Annotated in this window: 15 protein-coding genes; 13 read left to right on the top strand and 2 right to left on the bottom strand. The window is 68.2% G+C overall.

Annotation, left to right across the window (positions count from 1 at the left end; all coding sequences use genetic code 11):
* Positions 1-5 precede the first annotated feature (5 nt).
* The 5 genes from D892_RS0119750 (at position 6) to D892_RS0119730 (ending at position 6,112) form a co-directional block, all read left to right on the top strand.
* Positions 6-848, top strand: coding sequence for a TetR/AcrR family transcriptional regulator (locus tag D892_RS0119750; RefSeq protein ID WP_024802911.1), 843 nt, complete (start codon positions 6-8; stop codon positions 846-848).
* Positions 849-1,158: 310 nt separating this feature from the next.
* Complete coding sequence (locus D892_RS0119745; RefSeq protein ID WP_051499115.1) at positions 1,159-1,989, top strand: enoyl-CoA hydratase/isomerase family protein; 831 nt, start codon at positions 1,159-1,161, stop codon at positions 1,987-1,989.
* Between the two features lie 43 nt (positions 1,990-2,032).
* Positions 2,033-2,863 (top strand): enoyl-CoA hydratase/isomerase family protein, encoded by an 831-nt coding sequence (locus D892_RS0119740; RefSeq protein ID WP_024802909.1) that lies wholly within the window; start codon positions 2,033-2,035, stop codon positions 2,861-2,863.
* On the top strand, positions 2,863-4,488 hold the full coding sequence (locus tag D892_RS0119735; protein ID WP_051499114.1) for a class I adenylate-forming enzyme family protein: 1,626 nt from the start codon (positions 2,863-2,865) through the stop codon (positions 4,486-4,488). The genes D892_RS0119740 and D892_RS0119735 overlap by 1 nt, the downstream gene beginning before the upstream one ends.
* Before the next feature lie 4 nt (positions 4,489-4,492).
* Positions 4,493-6,112, top strand: coding sequence for a class I adenylate-forming enzyme family protein (locus tag D892_RS0119730; protein ID WP_024802907.1), 1,620 nt, complete (start codon positions 4,493-4,495; stop codon positions 6,110-6,112).
* On the opposite strand, the gene D892_RS0119725 is transcribed toward D892_RS0119730, so the two are convergent.
* Both D892_RS0119725 and D892_RS0119720 read right to left on the bottom strand, forming a co-directional pair.
* Positions 6,061-6,411, bottom strand: a complete 351-nt coding sequence (locus D892_RS0119725; protein ID WP_156959587.1) for a hypothetical protein — start codon at positions 6,409-6,411, stop codon at positions 6,061-6,063. The genes D892_RS0119730 and D892_RS0119725 overlap by 52 nt on opposite strands.
* Before the next feature lie 19 nt (positions 6,412-6,430).
* The gene (locus D892_RS0119720) at positions 6,431-6,649 is read right to left on the bottom strand and encodes a hypothetical protein (RefSeq protein WP_156959586.1); all 219 of its coding nucleotides are present in this window, start codon (positions 6,647-6,649) and stop codon (positions 6,431-6,433) included.
* Between the two features lie 229 nt (positions 6,650-6,878).
* Between D892_RS0119720 and D892_RS0119715 the strand changes: the two genes are divergently transcribed.
* The 8 genes from D892_RS0119715 to D892_RS0119680 all read left to right on the top strand — a co-directional run bounded on the left by D892_RS0119715 (position 6,879) and on the right by D892_RS0119680 (position 15,502).
* The gene (locus tag D892_RS0119715) at positions 6,879-8,363 is read left to right on the top strand and encodes a helix-turn-helix transcriptional regulator (protein ID WP_024802904.1); all 1,485 of its coding nucleotides are present in this window, start codon (positions 6,879-6,881) and stop codon (positions 8,361-8,363) included.
* Positions 8,321-9,277 (top strand): NAD-dependent epimerase/dehydratase family protein, encoded by a 957-nt coding sequence (locus D892_RS0119710; protein WP_084161137.1) that lies wholly within the window; start codon positions 8,321-8,323, stop codon positions 9,275-9,277. The genes D892_RS0119715 and D892_RS0119710 overlap by 43 nt, the downstream gene beginning before the upstream one ends.
* A gap of 171 nt (positions 9,278-9,448) precedes the next feature.
* Positions 9,449-10,216 (top strand): ABC transporter permease, encoded by a 768-nt coding sequence (locus tag D892_RS0119705; RefSeq protein WP_024802902.1) that lies wholly within the window; start codon positions 9,449-9,451, stop codon positions 10,214-10,216.
* A gap of 5 nt (positions 10,217-10,221) precedes the next feature.
* Positions 10,222-11,073, top strand: coding sequence for an ABC transporter permease (locus D892_RS0119700; RefSeq protein ID WP_024802901.1), 852 nt, complete (start codon positions 10,222-10,224; stop codon positions 11,071-11,073).
* Between the two features lie 10 nt (positions 11,074-11,083).
* Positions 11,084-12,244, top strand: coding sequence for an MCE family protein (locus D892_RS0119695; protein WP_024802900.1), 1,161 nt, complete (start codon positions 11,084-11,086; stop codon positions 12,242-12,244).
* A complete protein-coding gene (locus tag D892_RS0119690) occupies positions 12,241-13,260 on the top strand; it encodes an MCE family protein (protein ID WP_024802899.1) in 1,020 nt (339 codons plus the stop codon). Before D892_RS0119695 ends, D892_RS0119690 begins: the two co-directional genes overlap by 4 nt.
* Entirely contained in the window at positions 13,257-14,282 is a 1,026-nt protein-coding gene (locus tag D892_RS0119685; protein WP_024802898.1) for an MCE family protein, read from the top strand. Before D892_RS0119690 ends, D892_RS0119685 begins: the two co-directional genes overlap by 4 nt.
* Positions 14,279-15,502 (top strand): MCE family protein, encoded by a 1,224-nt coding sequence (locus D892_RS0119680; protein ID WP_024802897.1) that lies wholly within the window; start codon positions 14,279-14,281, stop codon positions 15,500-15,502. The genes D892_RS0119685 and D892_RS0119680 overlap by 4 nt, the downstream gene beginning before the upstream one ends.
* Position 15,503: the final 1 nt, after the last annotated feature.

Raw genomic sequence — 15,503 nt, 5'->3', positions numbered from 1 at the left:
GAAACATGGCGAAGCGGGCAACCGCGGAGAAGCGACCGCGGCGCGAGCGCGGTTCCCTCAACCCCGAGGATATTCTCGGCGGCGCGTTCGAACTGGCCGATCAGGTATCGCTGGACAACCTGAGCATGCCGATGCTGGGCAAACATCTCGACGTCGGCGTCACGAGCATCTACTGGTACTTCCGCAAGAAGGACGACCTGCTCAACGCCATGACCGATCGGGCCCTGCACCGGTACGCCGAGTTCGTGACGCCGTTCGTCGAGGCGCGCGACTGGCAGGAATCGCTGCGCAGACACGCCCGCACCATGCGGGACACCTTCCGGGGCAACCCCATCCTCTGCGATCTGATACTGATCAGGTCCGCGTTGAGCCCGGCGGCCGCGCAGCTCGGCGCCCGCCAGACCGAGCAGGTGATCGCCACCCTGGTCGAGGCCGGTCTGTCGCCCGACCAGGCCGTCGACACCTATTCGGCGGTTCAACTGCACGTCCACGGAACCGTTGTGCTGCAACGCCTCTACGACAAGAACAAGGAATCGGAGTCCGGGCCGAGCGCCTACTACGAGAACCTCACCATCTCTCCCGACACCACGCCGCTGCTCGCCGCGGCCGGCTCGAAGGGCCTGCACAGCGGCGCCCCCGACGACCACAATTTCGAATACGGCCTCGACCGCATCCTGGAATACGCGACCCGGCTGATCGAATCGGAATCGGGCACCGAGACGAGGAAGACGCCCACCGCGAGAACCGCCGAGAAGACGGCGACGGCCACCACATCCCCCGCCGAGAAGGCACCGGCAGCCGGGACGTCGGCAGCACGCCGCCCCACCAAGGCCACCGCAGCGAAATAGCCGGACATTCCCGGCCACCAGACACGCCGCAAAGGCGAGGGAGTGCTTCTCGGGCGCTCCCGCTCCGGAATCGCGCGAGCATATCGTCGACCGCCGGATGCGGCTGCTCCGACGACAGCAGCAACCCCGTGGGCGCCGGAGGACGGCCGCGGCCTTCCCGCGACCGAGCGGGGGTCGCGTACCGATTCCGCACCCCTCGCCCGGAGCCGGCCGCCCGGCAAACATCCTCTTTCTTCGGCGAAGGTTGCCTGCTACCTTGTACAAGGCACAACGGTATCACATACCGTATGTAAAACAGTATGCTCGTGAGATGCGAGAGACAGTGAGTCGAGACTCCCAATCCACCGGTGCAGGTTCCGTGACGGTGCAGCGCGACGGCGCGGTCCTGCACCTCGTCCTCGATCGCCCGGACCGGCGTAATTCGCTGAGCCGCACGATGGTCGACACGCTCGTGAACACCCTCACCGAGGCGGCATCCGACGACTCGCTGCGCGCGATCGGGCTGCGCGGCGCCGGAGCCGACTTCTGCTCCGGTGTCGACTGGGTGGCGGGCAACGGCGCGGACGGGCAGCGGCCGCGCACGGGAGACCTGGTCCGTCGCATCCCGCACACCGCCCACCGCGTGATCGAGCTCCTGCAGACCATCCAGCTGCCCGTCGTGTGCACCGTGCGCGGCTGGGCCGCCGGGCTCGGCTGCAATCTCGCACTGGCCGCGGACTTCACCGTGGCCGCCGACGATGCCCTGTTCTGGGAGCCGTTCCTGGCCCGCGGTTTCAGCCCCGACTCGGGATCGACGTGGTTGTTGCCCCGACTCGTCGGGTTGGCACGCGCGCGGCGGATGCTGCTGCTCGGCGACAAGGTGAGCGGCGCCGAGGCCGCCGACTGGGGGCTGATCGACCGCTGCGTACCCGCCGGCGATCTGGAGGCCGCCGCCGGCGACCTGCTGGCGCGGCTGGCGGCCGGCCCCACGGTCGCGATCGGGCTCACCAAGCAGGCGTTGGCGTACGGCCAGCACGCCACGCTCGCGCAATCGCTGCACCAGGAGCTCTTCGATCTCGAATTATCGTGCAGAACGAGCGATTTCAAGGAGGGACTGGCCGCGTTCCGGGAACGGCGCGCGCCGGAATTCCACGGCCGATGACCCACGAGGAGAGCACCATGCCGCCCGATGTCAGGCAGCGCCGATGACCGAGACACCCGCGGACAACCACCGCGCCGAACCGGTGGGCACCGCATTCGACACGATCCGGCTCGAGGTGGACCGCGCCGACCGCGTCGCCACCCTGACGCTGAACCGCCCCGAGCGCCTCAACGCCTTCGACCGGACCATGTGCGAGGAGCTGATCGAGGCGTGGCGGCTGGTCAAGCTCGACGATGCGGTGCACGCGGTCGTGCTGCGCGCAGCCGGGACCCGGGCGTTCAGCGCGGGCCTGGACATCAAGAAGCCCTACGGCCAGCCGTCGAGCGTGTGGCATCACGAGGATCCGGGCGAGGCGCTGAGCCCCAAGTGGCAGAAGATGTGGAAGCCCGTGGTGTGCGCCGTGCAGGGGATGTGCACGGCCGGCGGGTTCTACTTCGTCAACGAGGCCGACGTGGTCCTCTGCTCGTCGGATGCCACCTTCTTCGACTCGCACGTGTCGACCGGCCTGGTGTCGGCCCTGGAGCCGATCGGGCTGCGGCGGCGCATCGGCCTGGGCGAGACGCTGCGAATCGCGTTGATGGGCAACGACGAACGCGTCTGCGCGGAGACCGCGCTGCGCATCGGCCTAGTCTCCGAGGTGGTCTCCTCCGATCGGCTGTGGCCGCGGGCGCACGAGATCGCCGCCACCATCGCCGCGAAGCCCCCCGCCGCCACCCAGGGCACCGTCCGGGCGATCTGGGAGTCGCTGGACAAGCCGTATCGTGCGGCGCTGGATCAGGGCCTGCTCTACACGCGGCTCGGAAACCCGCTCGGCAAGGCGGAATTGGCGGCCACCCGTGATCACGGCGACCGGCCCGAACCGAGGATCCGCTGATGATCGGCCACGACGTCGCCGAGGACATCGTGACCACCGAATCGCCCACGGTCGCCGACTTTCTCCGTCTGCACGCACGGACCCGGCCCGACCATCCGTTGCTGATCTGCGACGCGGACCGAATGAGCTACGCCGAGGCCGAGCGCCGTTCGGCGCGCCTCGTGCGGGGGCTGATCGCGCTCGGCGCCGGCAAGGGCACGCATGTGGGCCTGCTGTACCCCAACGGCACGGCATTCGTCACCGGCGCGCTGGCCGCCGCGCGCATCGGCGCCGTGGTGGTCCCCTTCTCCACCTTCGCGACCGCGCGGGAGCTTCGAGAGCAGTTGGTGCACAGCGATGTTCACATCCTGCTCGCCACCGCCGCGTACCGTTCACACGATTACGTGCAGCGGCTGTCCGAGGTGCTCATCGACGCCGATTTCGATGCGGCCGAACGCCTGTTCTGTGCCGCCGTGCCGCAGCTGCGGCACATCGCGATCACCGACGGCGCCGCGCCCGGCGTCCGCGACATCATCGAGACTCGGCGGCTGGCCGACACCGTCGACGAGGCGCTGCTCACGGCGATGGAACGCGATGTCGACGGCACCGACCCGCTGGCCGTCGTCTACACCTCCGGATCGGCCGCCGCACCCAAGGGCGTGGTGCACACGCACACGGCGCTGCTCGAACACCAGCGCAATCTCAACGCCGTTCGCGGCCTCACCGAATCCGATGTGCTGTTCTGCAATTCGCCGTTCTTCTGGATCGGCGGATTCGCGTTCGGCCTGCTCGCCACCCTCGTCGCCGGTTCCACGCTGGTGTGCTCCGACGCCACCGACGCCGCCGCGACCCTCGATCTGCTCGAAGCCGAGAAGCCTACCGTGACAAACGGTTTCGCCGCGGGAATCGCGCATCTGGCCCGGCACCCGAGTTTCGCCCGCCGCGACCTGTCCTCGATGCAGCGGGGCAATCTCTACCCGATCATGCCCGGCGACGTGCGCCCGCGCGACCCTGAACTCCGGCACAACATGCTGGGCATGACCGAAGCCGGCGGGGTCGTCCTGATCAGCGGGGACGAATCCGATCAGCCCGAGCACCGCCGCGGCTCCTACGGCAGGCCCGCACCCGGTTTCGACACCAGGATCATCGATCCCGGCACCGGGGCGACCGTCGCTCCGGGGCAGGTCGGCGAGCTGTGTCTGCGAGGCCCCTTTCTCATGCAGGGCTACTACAAACGCAGCCGCGAAGAGTGCTTCGACACCGACGGCTGGTTCCACACCGGCGATCTGGTGCGCGCCGACGCCGACGGCTTCGTGTACTTCGTCGGCCGCAGCGGCGCCATGATCAAGACAGCGGGCGCGAACGTGGCGCCGGCCGAGGTGGAGAAGGCCATCGTGAAGATCACCGGCGGCACCGCACACGTGATCGGCCTCCCACACCCCGAGCGGGGGCAGGTGGTGGCCGCCGTCGTCACCGTTGCCGATCCGGCGGCGTTCGACGAAGCGGACCTGCGGGCCAGGCTGCGGGCCGAATTGTCGGCGTACAAGGTCCCCGCGCGCTTCGCGGCCGTCACCATCGCCGACATCCCGTTGCTGTCCAGCGGCAAGGTGGATGCGCGGCGACTGAGGCAGGTGTTCGATGATTGACGACATGGCGACCGCGCAAACCGTCGACCGGGTGCTGCGCCTGCGCGCGGCCCGCGACCCGGACACCGCGATGGTGATCGATCCGCGCCACCGCTTGAGCTACGGGGAACTCGACACCGCCACCGGGCATACGGCCGCGGCGCTGATCGATGCCGGGGTCGGCAAGGGCACCCGCGTGGGCCTGCTCATGCCCAATGGCACCGACTGGGTACGAATCGCGTTGGCGCTCACCCGGATCGGGGGCGTCCTCGTTCCGCTCAGCACCCTGCTGCGCCCGCCCGAGCTGCGCGCGCAGTTGCGTGTCGCCTCGGTGCGGGTGCTGATCACGGTCGAGGAGTTCCGCGGCCGGCGTTACCTCGAGGAACTGGGGCTCCCGGTGCATCGCGGTCCCCTCCGGGACCCGGAACTGCCGGCGCTGCGCGACATCCGGACCGCCGGCGAGCTGTTGTCCGCCGCGGCCGACCCGCGGGCCACGGCGATCGTGGGCCCGTCGACCACCACCGTCACCGCCGCCGATCCCCTGGCCATCATGTTCACCTCCGGCAGCCGCGGCCTGCCCAAGGCCGTCGTGCACACGCACGGCAGCGCCTTCGGCGCGGTGCGATCGGGCCTGCGGAGCCGGTGCATCGACGCGGGCTCTCGGCTCTATCTGCCGATGCCGTTCTTCTGGGTGGGCGGCTTCGGCGGTGGCGTGCTCACCGCGCTGCTGGCCGACGCCACGCTGGTCACCGAGGCCGTGCCCCATCCGGAAACGACGCTGGAACTGTTGCGCCGGGAGCGGGTCACGCTGTTTCGCGGCTGGCCCGATCAGGCGGAATCCCTTGCCCGGCAGGCAGAACGGCTCGGTGTCACGGTACCGACCCTGCGGCCGGGCAGCCTGGCGGCGATGCTGCCCGAACACCTGCGTGCGCGGCCCGGCGCCCGCGCCAACCTGTTCGGCATGACGGAGTCGTTCGGACCGTACTGCGGGTACCCGGCCGACACGGATATGCCGCCCTCGGCCTGGAACAGTTGCGGCAGGCCGTTTCCCGGCACGGAGGTCCGCATCGCCGATCCCGAGAACGGGCGGCCCGTCCCCTCGGGCACCGTGGGTGTCATCCAGATTCGGGGGCCGCACACGCTGCGGGGAATGTGCCGGCGCCGGCGCGAAGACGTCTTCACCGCCGACGGCTTCTACGACACCGGCGATCTCGGCCGCCTCGACGACGACGGATTCCTGTTCTACCACGGCCGATCCGACGACATGTTCAAGGTCAGCGGCGCCACCGTCTATCCCAGCGAAGTCGAGCGCGCGCTGCGGGGCATCGACGGGGTTACCAATGCCTTCGTCACCGATGTGCCCGGCCCACAGGGCGATCGGGTCGCCGCGGCAGTCGTATGCGACACCTCCACGATGACCGCCGACCGGCTCCGCGCAGTCGCCCGCGAGATGCTCAGTTCCTTCAAAGTGCCCACGGTATGGCTACTGACGGCCTCCGACGAGATGATCCCGCGCGGCTCGACGGGCAAGGTCGATATCGCCGGTCTCCGTCACCTGCTGTCCGTCCAGGAGCCGATCGACCGTCACCCACATCAACTGTCACCTCCGGCCGGATCGGCCGATTCCGGCCTCCGCGGCAAGTAGAGATCGGCCTGGCCGCCCAGGGTGACCGGGGGATCGTTACGCGGATCGGACAGGATCGATTCCACGATCCACAGCGCGTACGTGAGACAATCCACCGTGTCGGAACCGTAGACCCAGCCGTCGAACGGTTCCGGGCCGCGCTGAAGCCCGGTGATGCGCCAAGGGCATTTCCAACCGTGCGACTCGTGCGGTACGGGACGGCCGATCTCGATCGACAGGGGCACGCCGCCACGGTCGTCATAGGATCTCGACGCGATCACGTCGCCGAGTTCCACAGCAGGAACGTCAGAGGTGGTCATGATTCGAACCCTCTCACAATCAGCAGTCGCAGGCGGTACGCAGGCAGTTCTGATACCACTCGCCAGCTTCCTTCAGGCACAAGCGCACGGAGGTGGAGTCGGAGAACCGCCCGTAACAGGAGTTGGACAGTTCCTGATATCGGTTGTCGCACCACCCTTTCGAATGGGGCGGCATAGCCGCGGCGATACCGGCTCCGACGAACAATATCGCCAGCAACAACACCAGAACACGAATCATTCTGCGTAGCATGGGTTTTCCCTTCATCAGACCAAAAATGAGGTACCGCCCGCAATCGGAGCACGAAGAGTACAGGCGGCGCGCTCACCACTCGATTCAGATCCGCGGTTCGCGTTGCCCACACCTAGTAGAACGCCGCAGCAGTGAGGCAAGAAAGGTGGCAAGTCTGCCGAAAGCCGACTTGCCACACCCCTCGGATACGCAAGAATGAATCCATGAGCAGGGGCCGATGAACCACCCGACCACCGAACCCGAACGGCAACCGACGATGATTGCCGACCGGCTGGCGCACGAAATCAAGCGCCTCCGGAATGCGGCCGGCCTGAGCCAGCGCGTACTGGCCTCCAAGATCGGCTACTCGCGCCAGTACGTCACCATGACCGAATGGGAGGATTCCACCCTTCCCTCGCACGAGCTTGTTGCTGCGATAGACGCCGCGCTGGGCGCAGATGGACAACTGGTTGCCTTACGGCAGCGAGCCGATGTAGAACGCCGGTCACTCCGTGATCAAGAGGTAGACAACAAGCAGCACATTTCTCTACGCGCCGGAACCCGAACAACCATCGCCGACGCGGACATGGTCTGGCGGTCGGTCCGCGGGACGCTCAACGCACACCGACACACACTGAACAGCCTGGTCGAGCCGTTGTATCGGGACGCTGTCCGCATCGAGGGGACCACGTGTCTCAGCTGCCCGTCATGGCTGGCGCCGGAGCCGGTCGAGTTGCACACGATCCAGCTCGGATTCGAGTCGGACACGACGCCACCGCTCCTCGACGGCAGCGAGCCCGAGACTGCTGCCTGCCGTGCACCGCGCTCGGCAGACAACCGGTATCGCCGTTACAGCCAGGCCGTACGCGAAATCGCGAAACCGTCCCTGTTCGAGAACCGCATCTCTTACCGCCTGCTCGACGCATCGCTCGCGGCTGAAAACCGGTACATGCGGTTCGGATTGACGACGTACTTCGACATGGTCGACACCAGTGAAGTCCTCGCCCACGAAACCGCCGCCGCGTGGATGTCGCTGCGAACCCCCGACCAACGAATCTCCATGGACCATCTGCCGTTCCGGCGACTGGTCGGGGATCTGTTCGACCTCACGCGTCGTCCGGTCCTTCCTAGCATCAACACGCTGACGATCCGGCGTGCGCCCGACGGAGACACGTTCTTCCTGCATCGACGTGATGCGACAAAGGTCGCGACAGCCGCCGGACTGACCCACGTCATTCCTGCCGGCGTTTTCCAGCCTGCGGCCATCGGCCGTGCGAACGTGATGCACGATTTCAGCCTGTGGCGCAACATGCTTCGCGAATTCTCCGAGGAGTTCCTCGACACCCCCGAACACGACGGCAGCAGCGGCGCACCCGTCGACTACAACGAGGAACCATTCCAGACCCTGAACGAGGGCGTGCGGACCAGCGACGTGAAAGCCTGGTGCTTCGGAATCGGGCTGGACCCGATGACACCGGCGGGCGAGATCCTGACCACCGCCGTTATCGACTCCGCAGTGTTCGACACCGCGTTCGCCCAGATCGTCGCGCATAACGCCGAAGGCGATGTCTACCCGTCGGACTACGGAACAGTCGGAATTCGTTGGACGCCGACGAACGTGCGGTACGCGCTCGACCACGAACCGCTCGCCCCGGCCGCCGCAGCCTGTCTGGCATTGACATGGAGACACCGCGACCTGCTGCTACCCGCGCGGGAAAGCTGAACCCGTTGCGAGTCCTGGTCACCGGTGCAGGCGGCTACCTCGGGCGGTCCGTGGTCGCCGCATTACACAACGCTGGGCACGAACCTGTCGCCATGGTCCACAAGCCGAGCGAGCCGATTCCGGGCGCGACAGCAACCAGAGTCGCCGAGTTGCTCGACGTAGACGCCCTTCGCGAGGCGGTCGATGGAGCCGATGCGGTCTGCCACCTCGCCGGGCTCACCCGTGCCCGTGAGTCACTGCTCGAGCCATTGCGATACTTCCGCGTCAACACCGGCGGAACGATCGAGTTGCTCGATGCCATGTCCGACGCCGGCGTGCCGCGGCTGGTGTTCGGTTCCACCGGCGCGATCTACGGCAGCCCGGACCAGCAGCCCATGGACGAGACGCTGCCCGACCGCGCCCCGCACCCGTACGCCGCGAGCAAACTCGCCGCCGAACTCGCCATCGATGCCCAAGCCCGAGCCCTCCAGCTCGATGCGATCATCGTGCGGCTGTTCAATGTCGCCGGAGGCAGCGACCCCGACCCCACCAGACTGATCCCGCGCGTCATCTCGGCGGCCGCCCACCGGACCACGCTCGAGATCAACGGCGACGGGTCGTCCCTCCGTGACTACCTCCATGTCGGCGACGCGGCCGACGCCTTCGTCGCCTGCATCGACCACACCGGCGCAGCCGGCCCGGCCGTGAGATACAACATCGGAAGCGGGCGGGAAACAAGCGTGGTCGATGTCGTGGCCGCCGTGCAACGCGTGTCCGGGCTGACCGTGCCGACGATTCGACGACCGGCCGCGGCCGAACCCCACGCGCTGATCAGCAACCCGAGCAAGGCCATGGCCGAACTCGGCTGGTCCCCTGCACGATCCGATATCGGCACCATCGTGTCCGACGCCTGGACTGCCGTGACGCACAGGTAGAGATCCGCCATCGAGCGGACTGCCGACCGGGGCGCTGGAATTCCTCGCAAACGCCCGTGCGTCTTGCGGCGCTCATGTATCGTCGATCACACTGTAACGGCAATAGTTAGGCATTCGACCGACTCGGCATCGGCATCGTCCGCAGCATCCGAGCAGTCCGCTGGAGGATCGATGGAACTCGAACGACTGAATGCACCGGTACGCGAGGTCGGTCAGTTCTTCGCCATGCTCGCCGATGTCGGGCGCGGGCTGGTCAGCACGCGGTTCCGGGTGGGCGAGTTCGTCGAGCAGAGCTGGATGCTGGCGCGGGTGTCGCTGGTGCCGACCGTGCTGGTGGCGGTGCCGTTCACGGTGCTGGTGAGCTTCACGCTCAATATCCTGCTGCGGGAGATCGGCGCGGCCACCATGAGCGGGGCCGGGGCGGCGTTCGGCGCGGTCACCCAGGTCGGGCCGATGGTGACGGTGCTGATCGTCGCGGGCGCGGGGGCGACGGCGATGTGCGCGGATCTGGGGTCGCGGGTGATCCGCGAGGAGATCGCCGCGATGGAAGTTCTGGGTATCGACCCGATCCAGCGGCTGGTGATCCCGCGGGTGGCGGCGTCGACGCTGATCGCGGTGCTGCTGAACGGGCTGGTGTGCGCCATCGGAATCACGGGCGGCTTCGTGTTCTCGGTGCTGCTGCAAGGCGTGAATCCCGGCGCGTTCGCCTCCGGCGTCACCCTGCTGACCGGGTCGGCCGAGCTGGGCATCTCCGCGGTCAAGGCGCTGCTGTTCGGGATGATCGCCGGGCTGGTGGCCTGCTATCGCGGGCTGTCGGTGAACGGGGGCCCGAAGAGCGTCGGGCAGGCGGTGAACGAGACCGTCGTCTACGCGTTCATCGCCCTGTTCGTGGTGAACACGGTGGTGACCGCGGCCGGCATCCGGATATCGGGGAGGTGAGCCGGATGCACATCGCCGAGACCGGGAAGTTCGTCCGCACCAGGCAGCGGCTGGGCCGCTGGGACCGCGCCGTCGACGACGTCGGTACCCGAATCATCTTCTACGGCAAGACAATTGTGCAGATACCCGGCGCGGTGGCCAGGCATCCGGGCGAGACGCTGCGGCTGGTGGCGGAGATCAGCATGGGCAGCGGCGCGCTGGCGATGATCGGCGGCACGGCGGCGATCATCGGGTTCATGACGCTGGCGACCGGCAGCACGATCGCCATCCAGGGCTTCAGCTCGCTGGGCGATATCGGCATCGAGGCCCTGTCGGGATTCCTGTCGGCGTTCATCAATGTGCGGATCGCGGCACCGGTGATCGCCGGGATCGGGCTGTCGGCGACGCTCGGGGCCGGCTCCACCGCGCAGATCGGCGCCATGCGGATCGCCGAGGAGATCGACGCGCTGGAGTCCATGGCCATCCGGCCGGTGCCCTATGTGGTGAGCACCCGGGTCGCGGCCGGGATGATCACCATCGTCCCGCTGTACTCGCTGGCGCTGGCGGCGTCATTCCTGGCCGGCCGGTTCACCACCGTCGTGATCTTCGGGCAGTCCCCCGGACTCTACGACCACTACTTCTCCACCTTCCTCAATCCGGTGGACGTGGCCTGGTCGTTCTTCCAGGCGATCCTGATCGCGATGCTGGTGATGCTCGTGCACACCCAGTACGGCTTCACCGCGTCCGGCGGGCCCGCGGGCGTGGGCGCGGCCGTCGGGCGCGCGGTGCGGATGTCGCTGATCGTCGTGGTCCTCGTCGTGCTGCTGGTGTCGCTCGGGTTGTACGGCGGCACAGGCAATTTCCATCTGTCGGGATAGGGGCCGCGCAATGGTTCATCGGATACTGCCGAAGCTGGCGATCCTGGCGCTGGTCCTCGCGACCGCGGGCGTCGGATGGCTGGTGCTGGGCAGCTATCAGCAGCGGTTCGACGATTGGGCTACCGTCACGGTGGTCGCCGATCGCGCCGGCCTGGTCATGGACCGCGGCGCCAAGGTCACCATGACCGGCGCGGAGGTCGGCGAGGTGACCGGCATCGACTATCGGGCCGATCGCGCCCGGCTGACCTTGCGCCTGCACCGCTCGGCGCTGGCATCGATCCCGGCCAACGTCACCGCCGAGATCACCTCCAGCACCGTGTTCGGCGCGAAGTTCGTCAGTTTCGAGGCGCCCGGGCCGGCCGCGGCGGCACGGCTGGCGCCCGGCTCCGAGATCGACATCTCCCGCGTTACCGTCGAAATCAACACGGTCTTCGAGCAATTGACGAATCTGCTGCGGGTCGTCGACCCCGCACAGCTCGAATCCGCCCTGGGCGCACTGGCTACCGCGCTGCAAGGCCGCGGCGACCGGCTCGGCGCGGCGCTGGACCACGCGTCCGGCGTTCTGGCGCAACTGAATGCGGCCGATCCCGGACTCGGCGAACTGCTGCGCACCACCGCACCGGCCACCGGACTGTACGCCGATATCGCGCCCGATCTGATGCGCACGCTCGGCGCCCTCACCACAACGAGCGGCACCGTGGTCGACCAGCAACAGCAGTTGGCGAAGACGCTGTCGAGCGGCACGGCGGTGTCCAACACCGGCTCGGACCTGCTGGACCGCAACGGTTCCGGGATCACCGATACGCTGCGGCTGGGTGCGCCGACGAGTTCGCTGCTGGGCGAGTACTCGCCCGAGATCCCGTGTGTGTTCCAGGCGATCACGGAGGCCAACCGGGTCAACCCGGCCGCCTACTCCGCGCAGCCGGGTGTCAAGATGTTCGCCGGGCTGGTGCCGGGCGCGACGCCGTACCGCTATCCCGACGACCTGCCGAAGGTCAACGCGACCGGCGGACCGCACTGCCTCGGGCTGCCCACCATCGATCCGGTCGTCAACGTGCCGTACGTGGTCACCGACATCGGCGTGAATCCGTTCGATCCCTCGAAGCAGGGAATCGGTTTGCGCACACCGGATCTCGTGCACTACCTGTTCGGGCTGGGCGGTGGCCGATGACCCGCGCGCTACCGGTCAAGCTCGGCCTCTTCGTCCTCGTCATGCTCGTCGTGAACGGCGCGATGATCCTGGTGTTCACGCAGGTGAACGCGGGGAGTTCGCGCACCTACCACGCCGTGTTCGCCGACGCGTCCGGCATGAAGTCCGGCGCGAAGGTGCGCATCGCGGGGGTGCCGGTCGGGCAGGTCGGCGAGGTCTCCTACGGCGACGATCACCGCGCCCACGTCGAGTTTTCGATCACCACGAGCGACCGGCCGACCACCTCCACCCGCGCGGCGATCCGCTACGAGGACCTCGTGGGCAACCGCTATCTGGAGCTGCAACGCGGGCCGGATACCGCTGCGCTGCCGGCGAATTCCACCATCGAGCCGCCGAACACCGCGCCGGCGCTCGATCTCGACGCCCTGCTGGGCGGATTCCAGCCGCTGTTGCAGGCGCTGGACCCGAAGCAGGTCAACGAGTTGTCGCTGGCGCTGCTGCAGATCTTCCAGGGCCGCACCGGAACCGTCACCCAGGTGCTGCAGCGGGTCGGCGGGCTCACCGCCACGCTGGCCGACCACGACCAGATCATCGACCGCGTGATCACCAACCTGAACACCGTCCTCGGCGAGATCGCCTCGCGCGGTGACCAGTTCAGCAGCACGCTGGACCATCTGCAACAGCTCGTGTCGGGCCTGGCGCAGGACCGGGACGTGATCGGCCGCGCGGTCACGACCCTCGACGACGCCGCCGACACGTTCACCGGCCTGCTCACCGACGTGCGGCCGGATCTGGCCGCCACGGTCGGGCAGATGGACGCCGCGCTCACGCCGACCGTGAACCGGATCGACACCCTGGACGCGGTGCTCGGTCGGCTGCCCGAGGACTACCGCAAGCTGACCCGCACCGGCGCCTACGGATCGTTCTTCAACTTCTATCTGTGCGGCCTGTCGCTGAAAGTGCCGGGCCCGGACGGTGATCCGAAGGTCGTGGAGCTGACCGACCAGAAGACCGGAAGGTGCGCACCGAACCCATGAAGCGACTCACACCACACCGAGCGGCCCGGGTCGGCATCGTCGGCCTCGTGCTCACCGTCGCGATCTGTCTGGTCTCCCTGCAATTCGACCGGATCCCGCTGCTCGCCGCGCCCGAGGCGCGGTACGCGGCGCTGTTCGACGATGCCAGCGGCCTCGCCGCCGGCGACGACGTCTCGGCCGCGGGCGTGCGCGTCGGCGAGGTCACCGCGATCGCCGTGGACGGCGGCCACGCGCGGGTCACCTTCACCGCCGATCCGCACATCGCCCTCGGCGACGCGACCACCGCGGCCATCAAGACCACCTCGCTGCTCGGCCGCCGCGCCGTCGAACTCGCACCGGCCGGAGCGGGCCGGCTGCGACCGCAGAGCACGATCCCGGTGGAACGGACCCGATCCGGGTACACGCTGCCGAACATCCTCAACCAGGCCACCACCACGCTGCGCGACATCGACCTCGGACAGCTGACCCGGGCGCTGGACAGCACCTCGGAGGTGCTCGCCGCGGCCGCGCCGCAGGTGCGTCCCGCGCTGGACGGGATGCGGCGCCTCGCCGAATCGGTCAATCAGCGCGACGAAGCGCTGCGCGGCCTGCTGTCCGGTGCTCAGAAGGTGACCGCCGCCCTGGCCGAACGCGGGCCACAGGTGAATTCCCTGCTGCTGGACGGTAATTCGCTGCTGGGCGAACTCCAGTCCCGCAGCCAGGCGCTCGGCGGGCTCATCACCGGCATCAATCAGCTGTCACAGCAGCTTTCCGGGCTGGTGCACGACAACGACGCCGAACTTGCCCCCGCGCTGGACAAGCTCGGACAGGTGCTGACCGTGCTGAACAAGAACCACGACAACGTCTCCCAGAGCATCCAGGGACTGTCGAAATATATCGGCACCCTCGGCGACGCCGTCGCCAGCGGGCCGTACTTCTACGCGTACCTCCAGAACCTCGTGCCCGCCGACTACACCCAGCCCCTGCTCAACACGGTGTTCGGGCTCCCGGCCGCCCCTCTGCCGATTCCGCAGATCCGATGATCGCCCGAATCCGAGCCGCGATCTCCGGCGGCAACCGAAACCGGCAGCGCCGGTGGATGATCCGCATCACCGCCGCGGTGGTGGTGATCGCGGTCGCGGCCACCGGATACCACTTCGTGCAGCAGGCGCGCTATTACACCGTCACCGCGCACTTCACCGCCAGCAACGGCCTGTACCCGGGCGACGAGGTCCGCGTGGTCGGGGTGAAGGTCGGGTCCGTCGAGGCCATCGAGCCCGACGGCACCTCGCTCAGGGTCCGGATGAAGGTGCCGCGCTCACTGCGGCTGCCGGCCGACGTGAAGGCCGTGGTCATGGCCCAGAGCCTGGTCGCCGCCCGGTTCGTGCAGCTCACCCCGGCCTGGACCGGCGGCCCCGACGCCGGGCACGACGTCGACATCCCGCTCGACCGGACCGCCGTGCCGGTCGAATGGGACCAGGTCGAGGCCCAACTGTCCAGGGTGACAAGCGCGTTGGCGCCGAAGCCGGACGATCCCGCGGGTCCGGGGGCCCGGTTCCTCGGGTCCGCTGCCGCGGCGCTGGACGGCAACGGCGACACCCTGCGGGCGAGCCTCGACCAGCTGTCGGCCACCATGGCGACACTGTCCGAGGGCAGCGCCGACCTGTTCGCCACCCTCCGCAATCTGCAGGCGTTCACCACCGCGCTGTCGGCCAGCGAGCAGCAGATGGTCGTCTTCCAAGGCCGGCTGGCGTCGGTCACCGAGGTGCTGGCGGGCAGCCGCACCGACCTGTCGACCGCGCTGACCAACCTCGACACCGCCATCGGCGACATCCAGTCCTTCGTCACCCGGCACCGCGACGGCATCACCACGCAACTCCAGCAGCTGTCCGATGCCACGGGAGCCATTGCCTCACAACGTGATTCGCTCGAAACGGTGCTGCACCGGGCGCCGACCGCGCTGTCGAACTACTACAACACCTACAACCCCGGCCAGGGGGCGATCACCGGCGTGCCGGGGCCGCAGAACTTCGGCAATCCGATCAATTTCATCTGCGGCGGCATCGCCGCCCTCGAGAACGCCACTTCCGAGGAAGGAGCCAAGCTGTGCGAGCAGTACCTCGGACCGCTGCTGAACACGCTGCGGATGAACTACCCGCCGATATCGATCAACCCCACCATCGGCACCGGCGCGGCACCCGGACAGGTCATCTACAGTCCGCCGAGCCTGGAGCAGCTCATGGTGCCGGGGCAACCACGATGAA

The organism is Nocardia sp. BMG51109 (assembly GCF_000526215.1).
Lineage (GTDB): Bacteria > Actinomycetota > Actinomycetes > Mycobacteriales > Mycobacteriaceae > Nocardia.
This window is presented reverse-complemented; position numbering and strand designations above follow the sequence as displayed.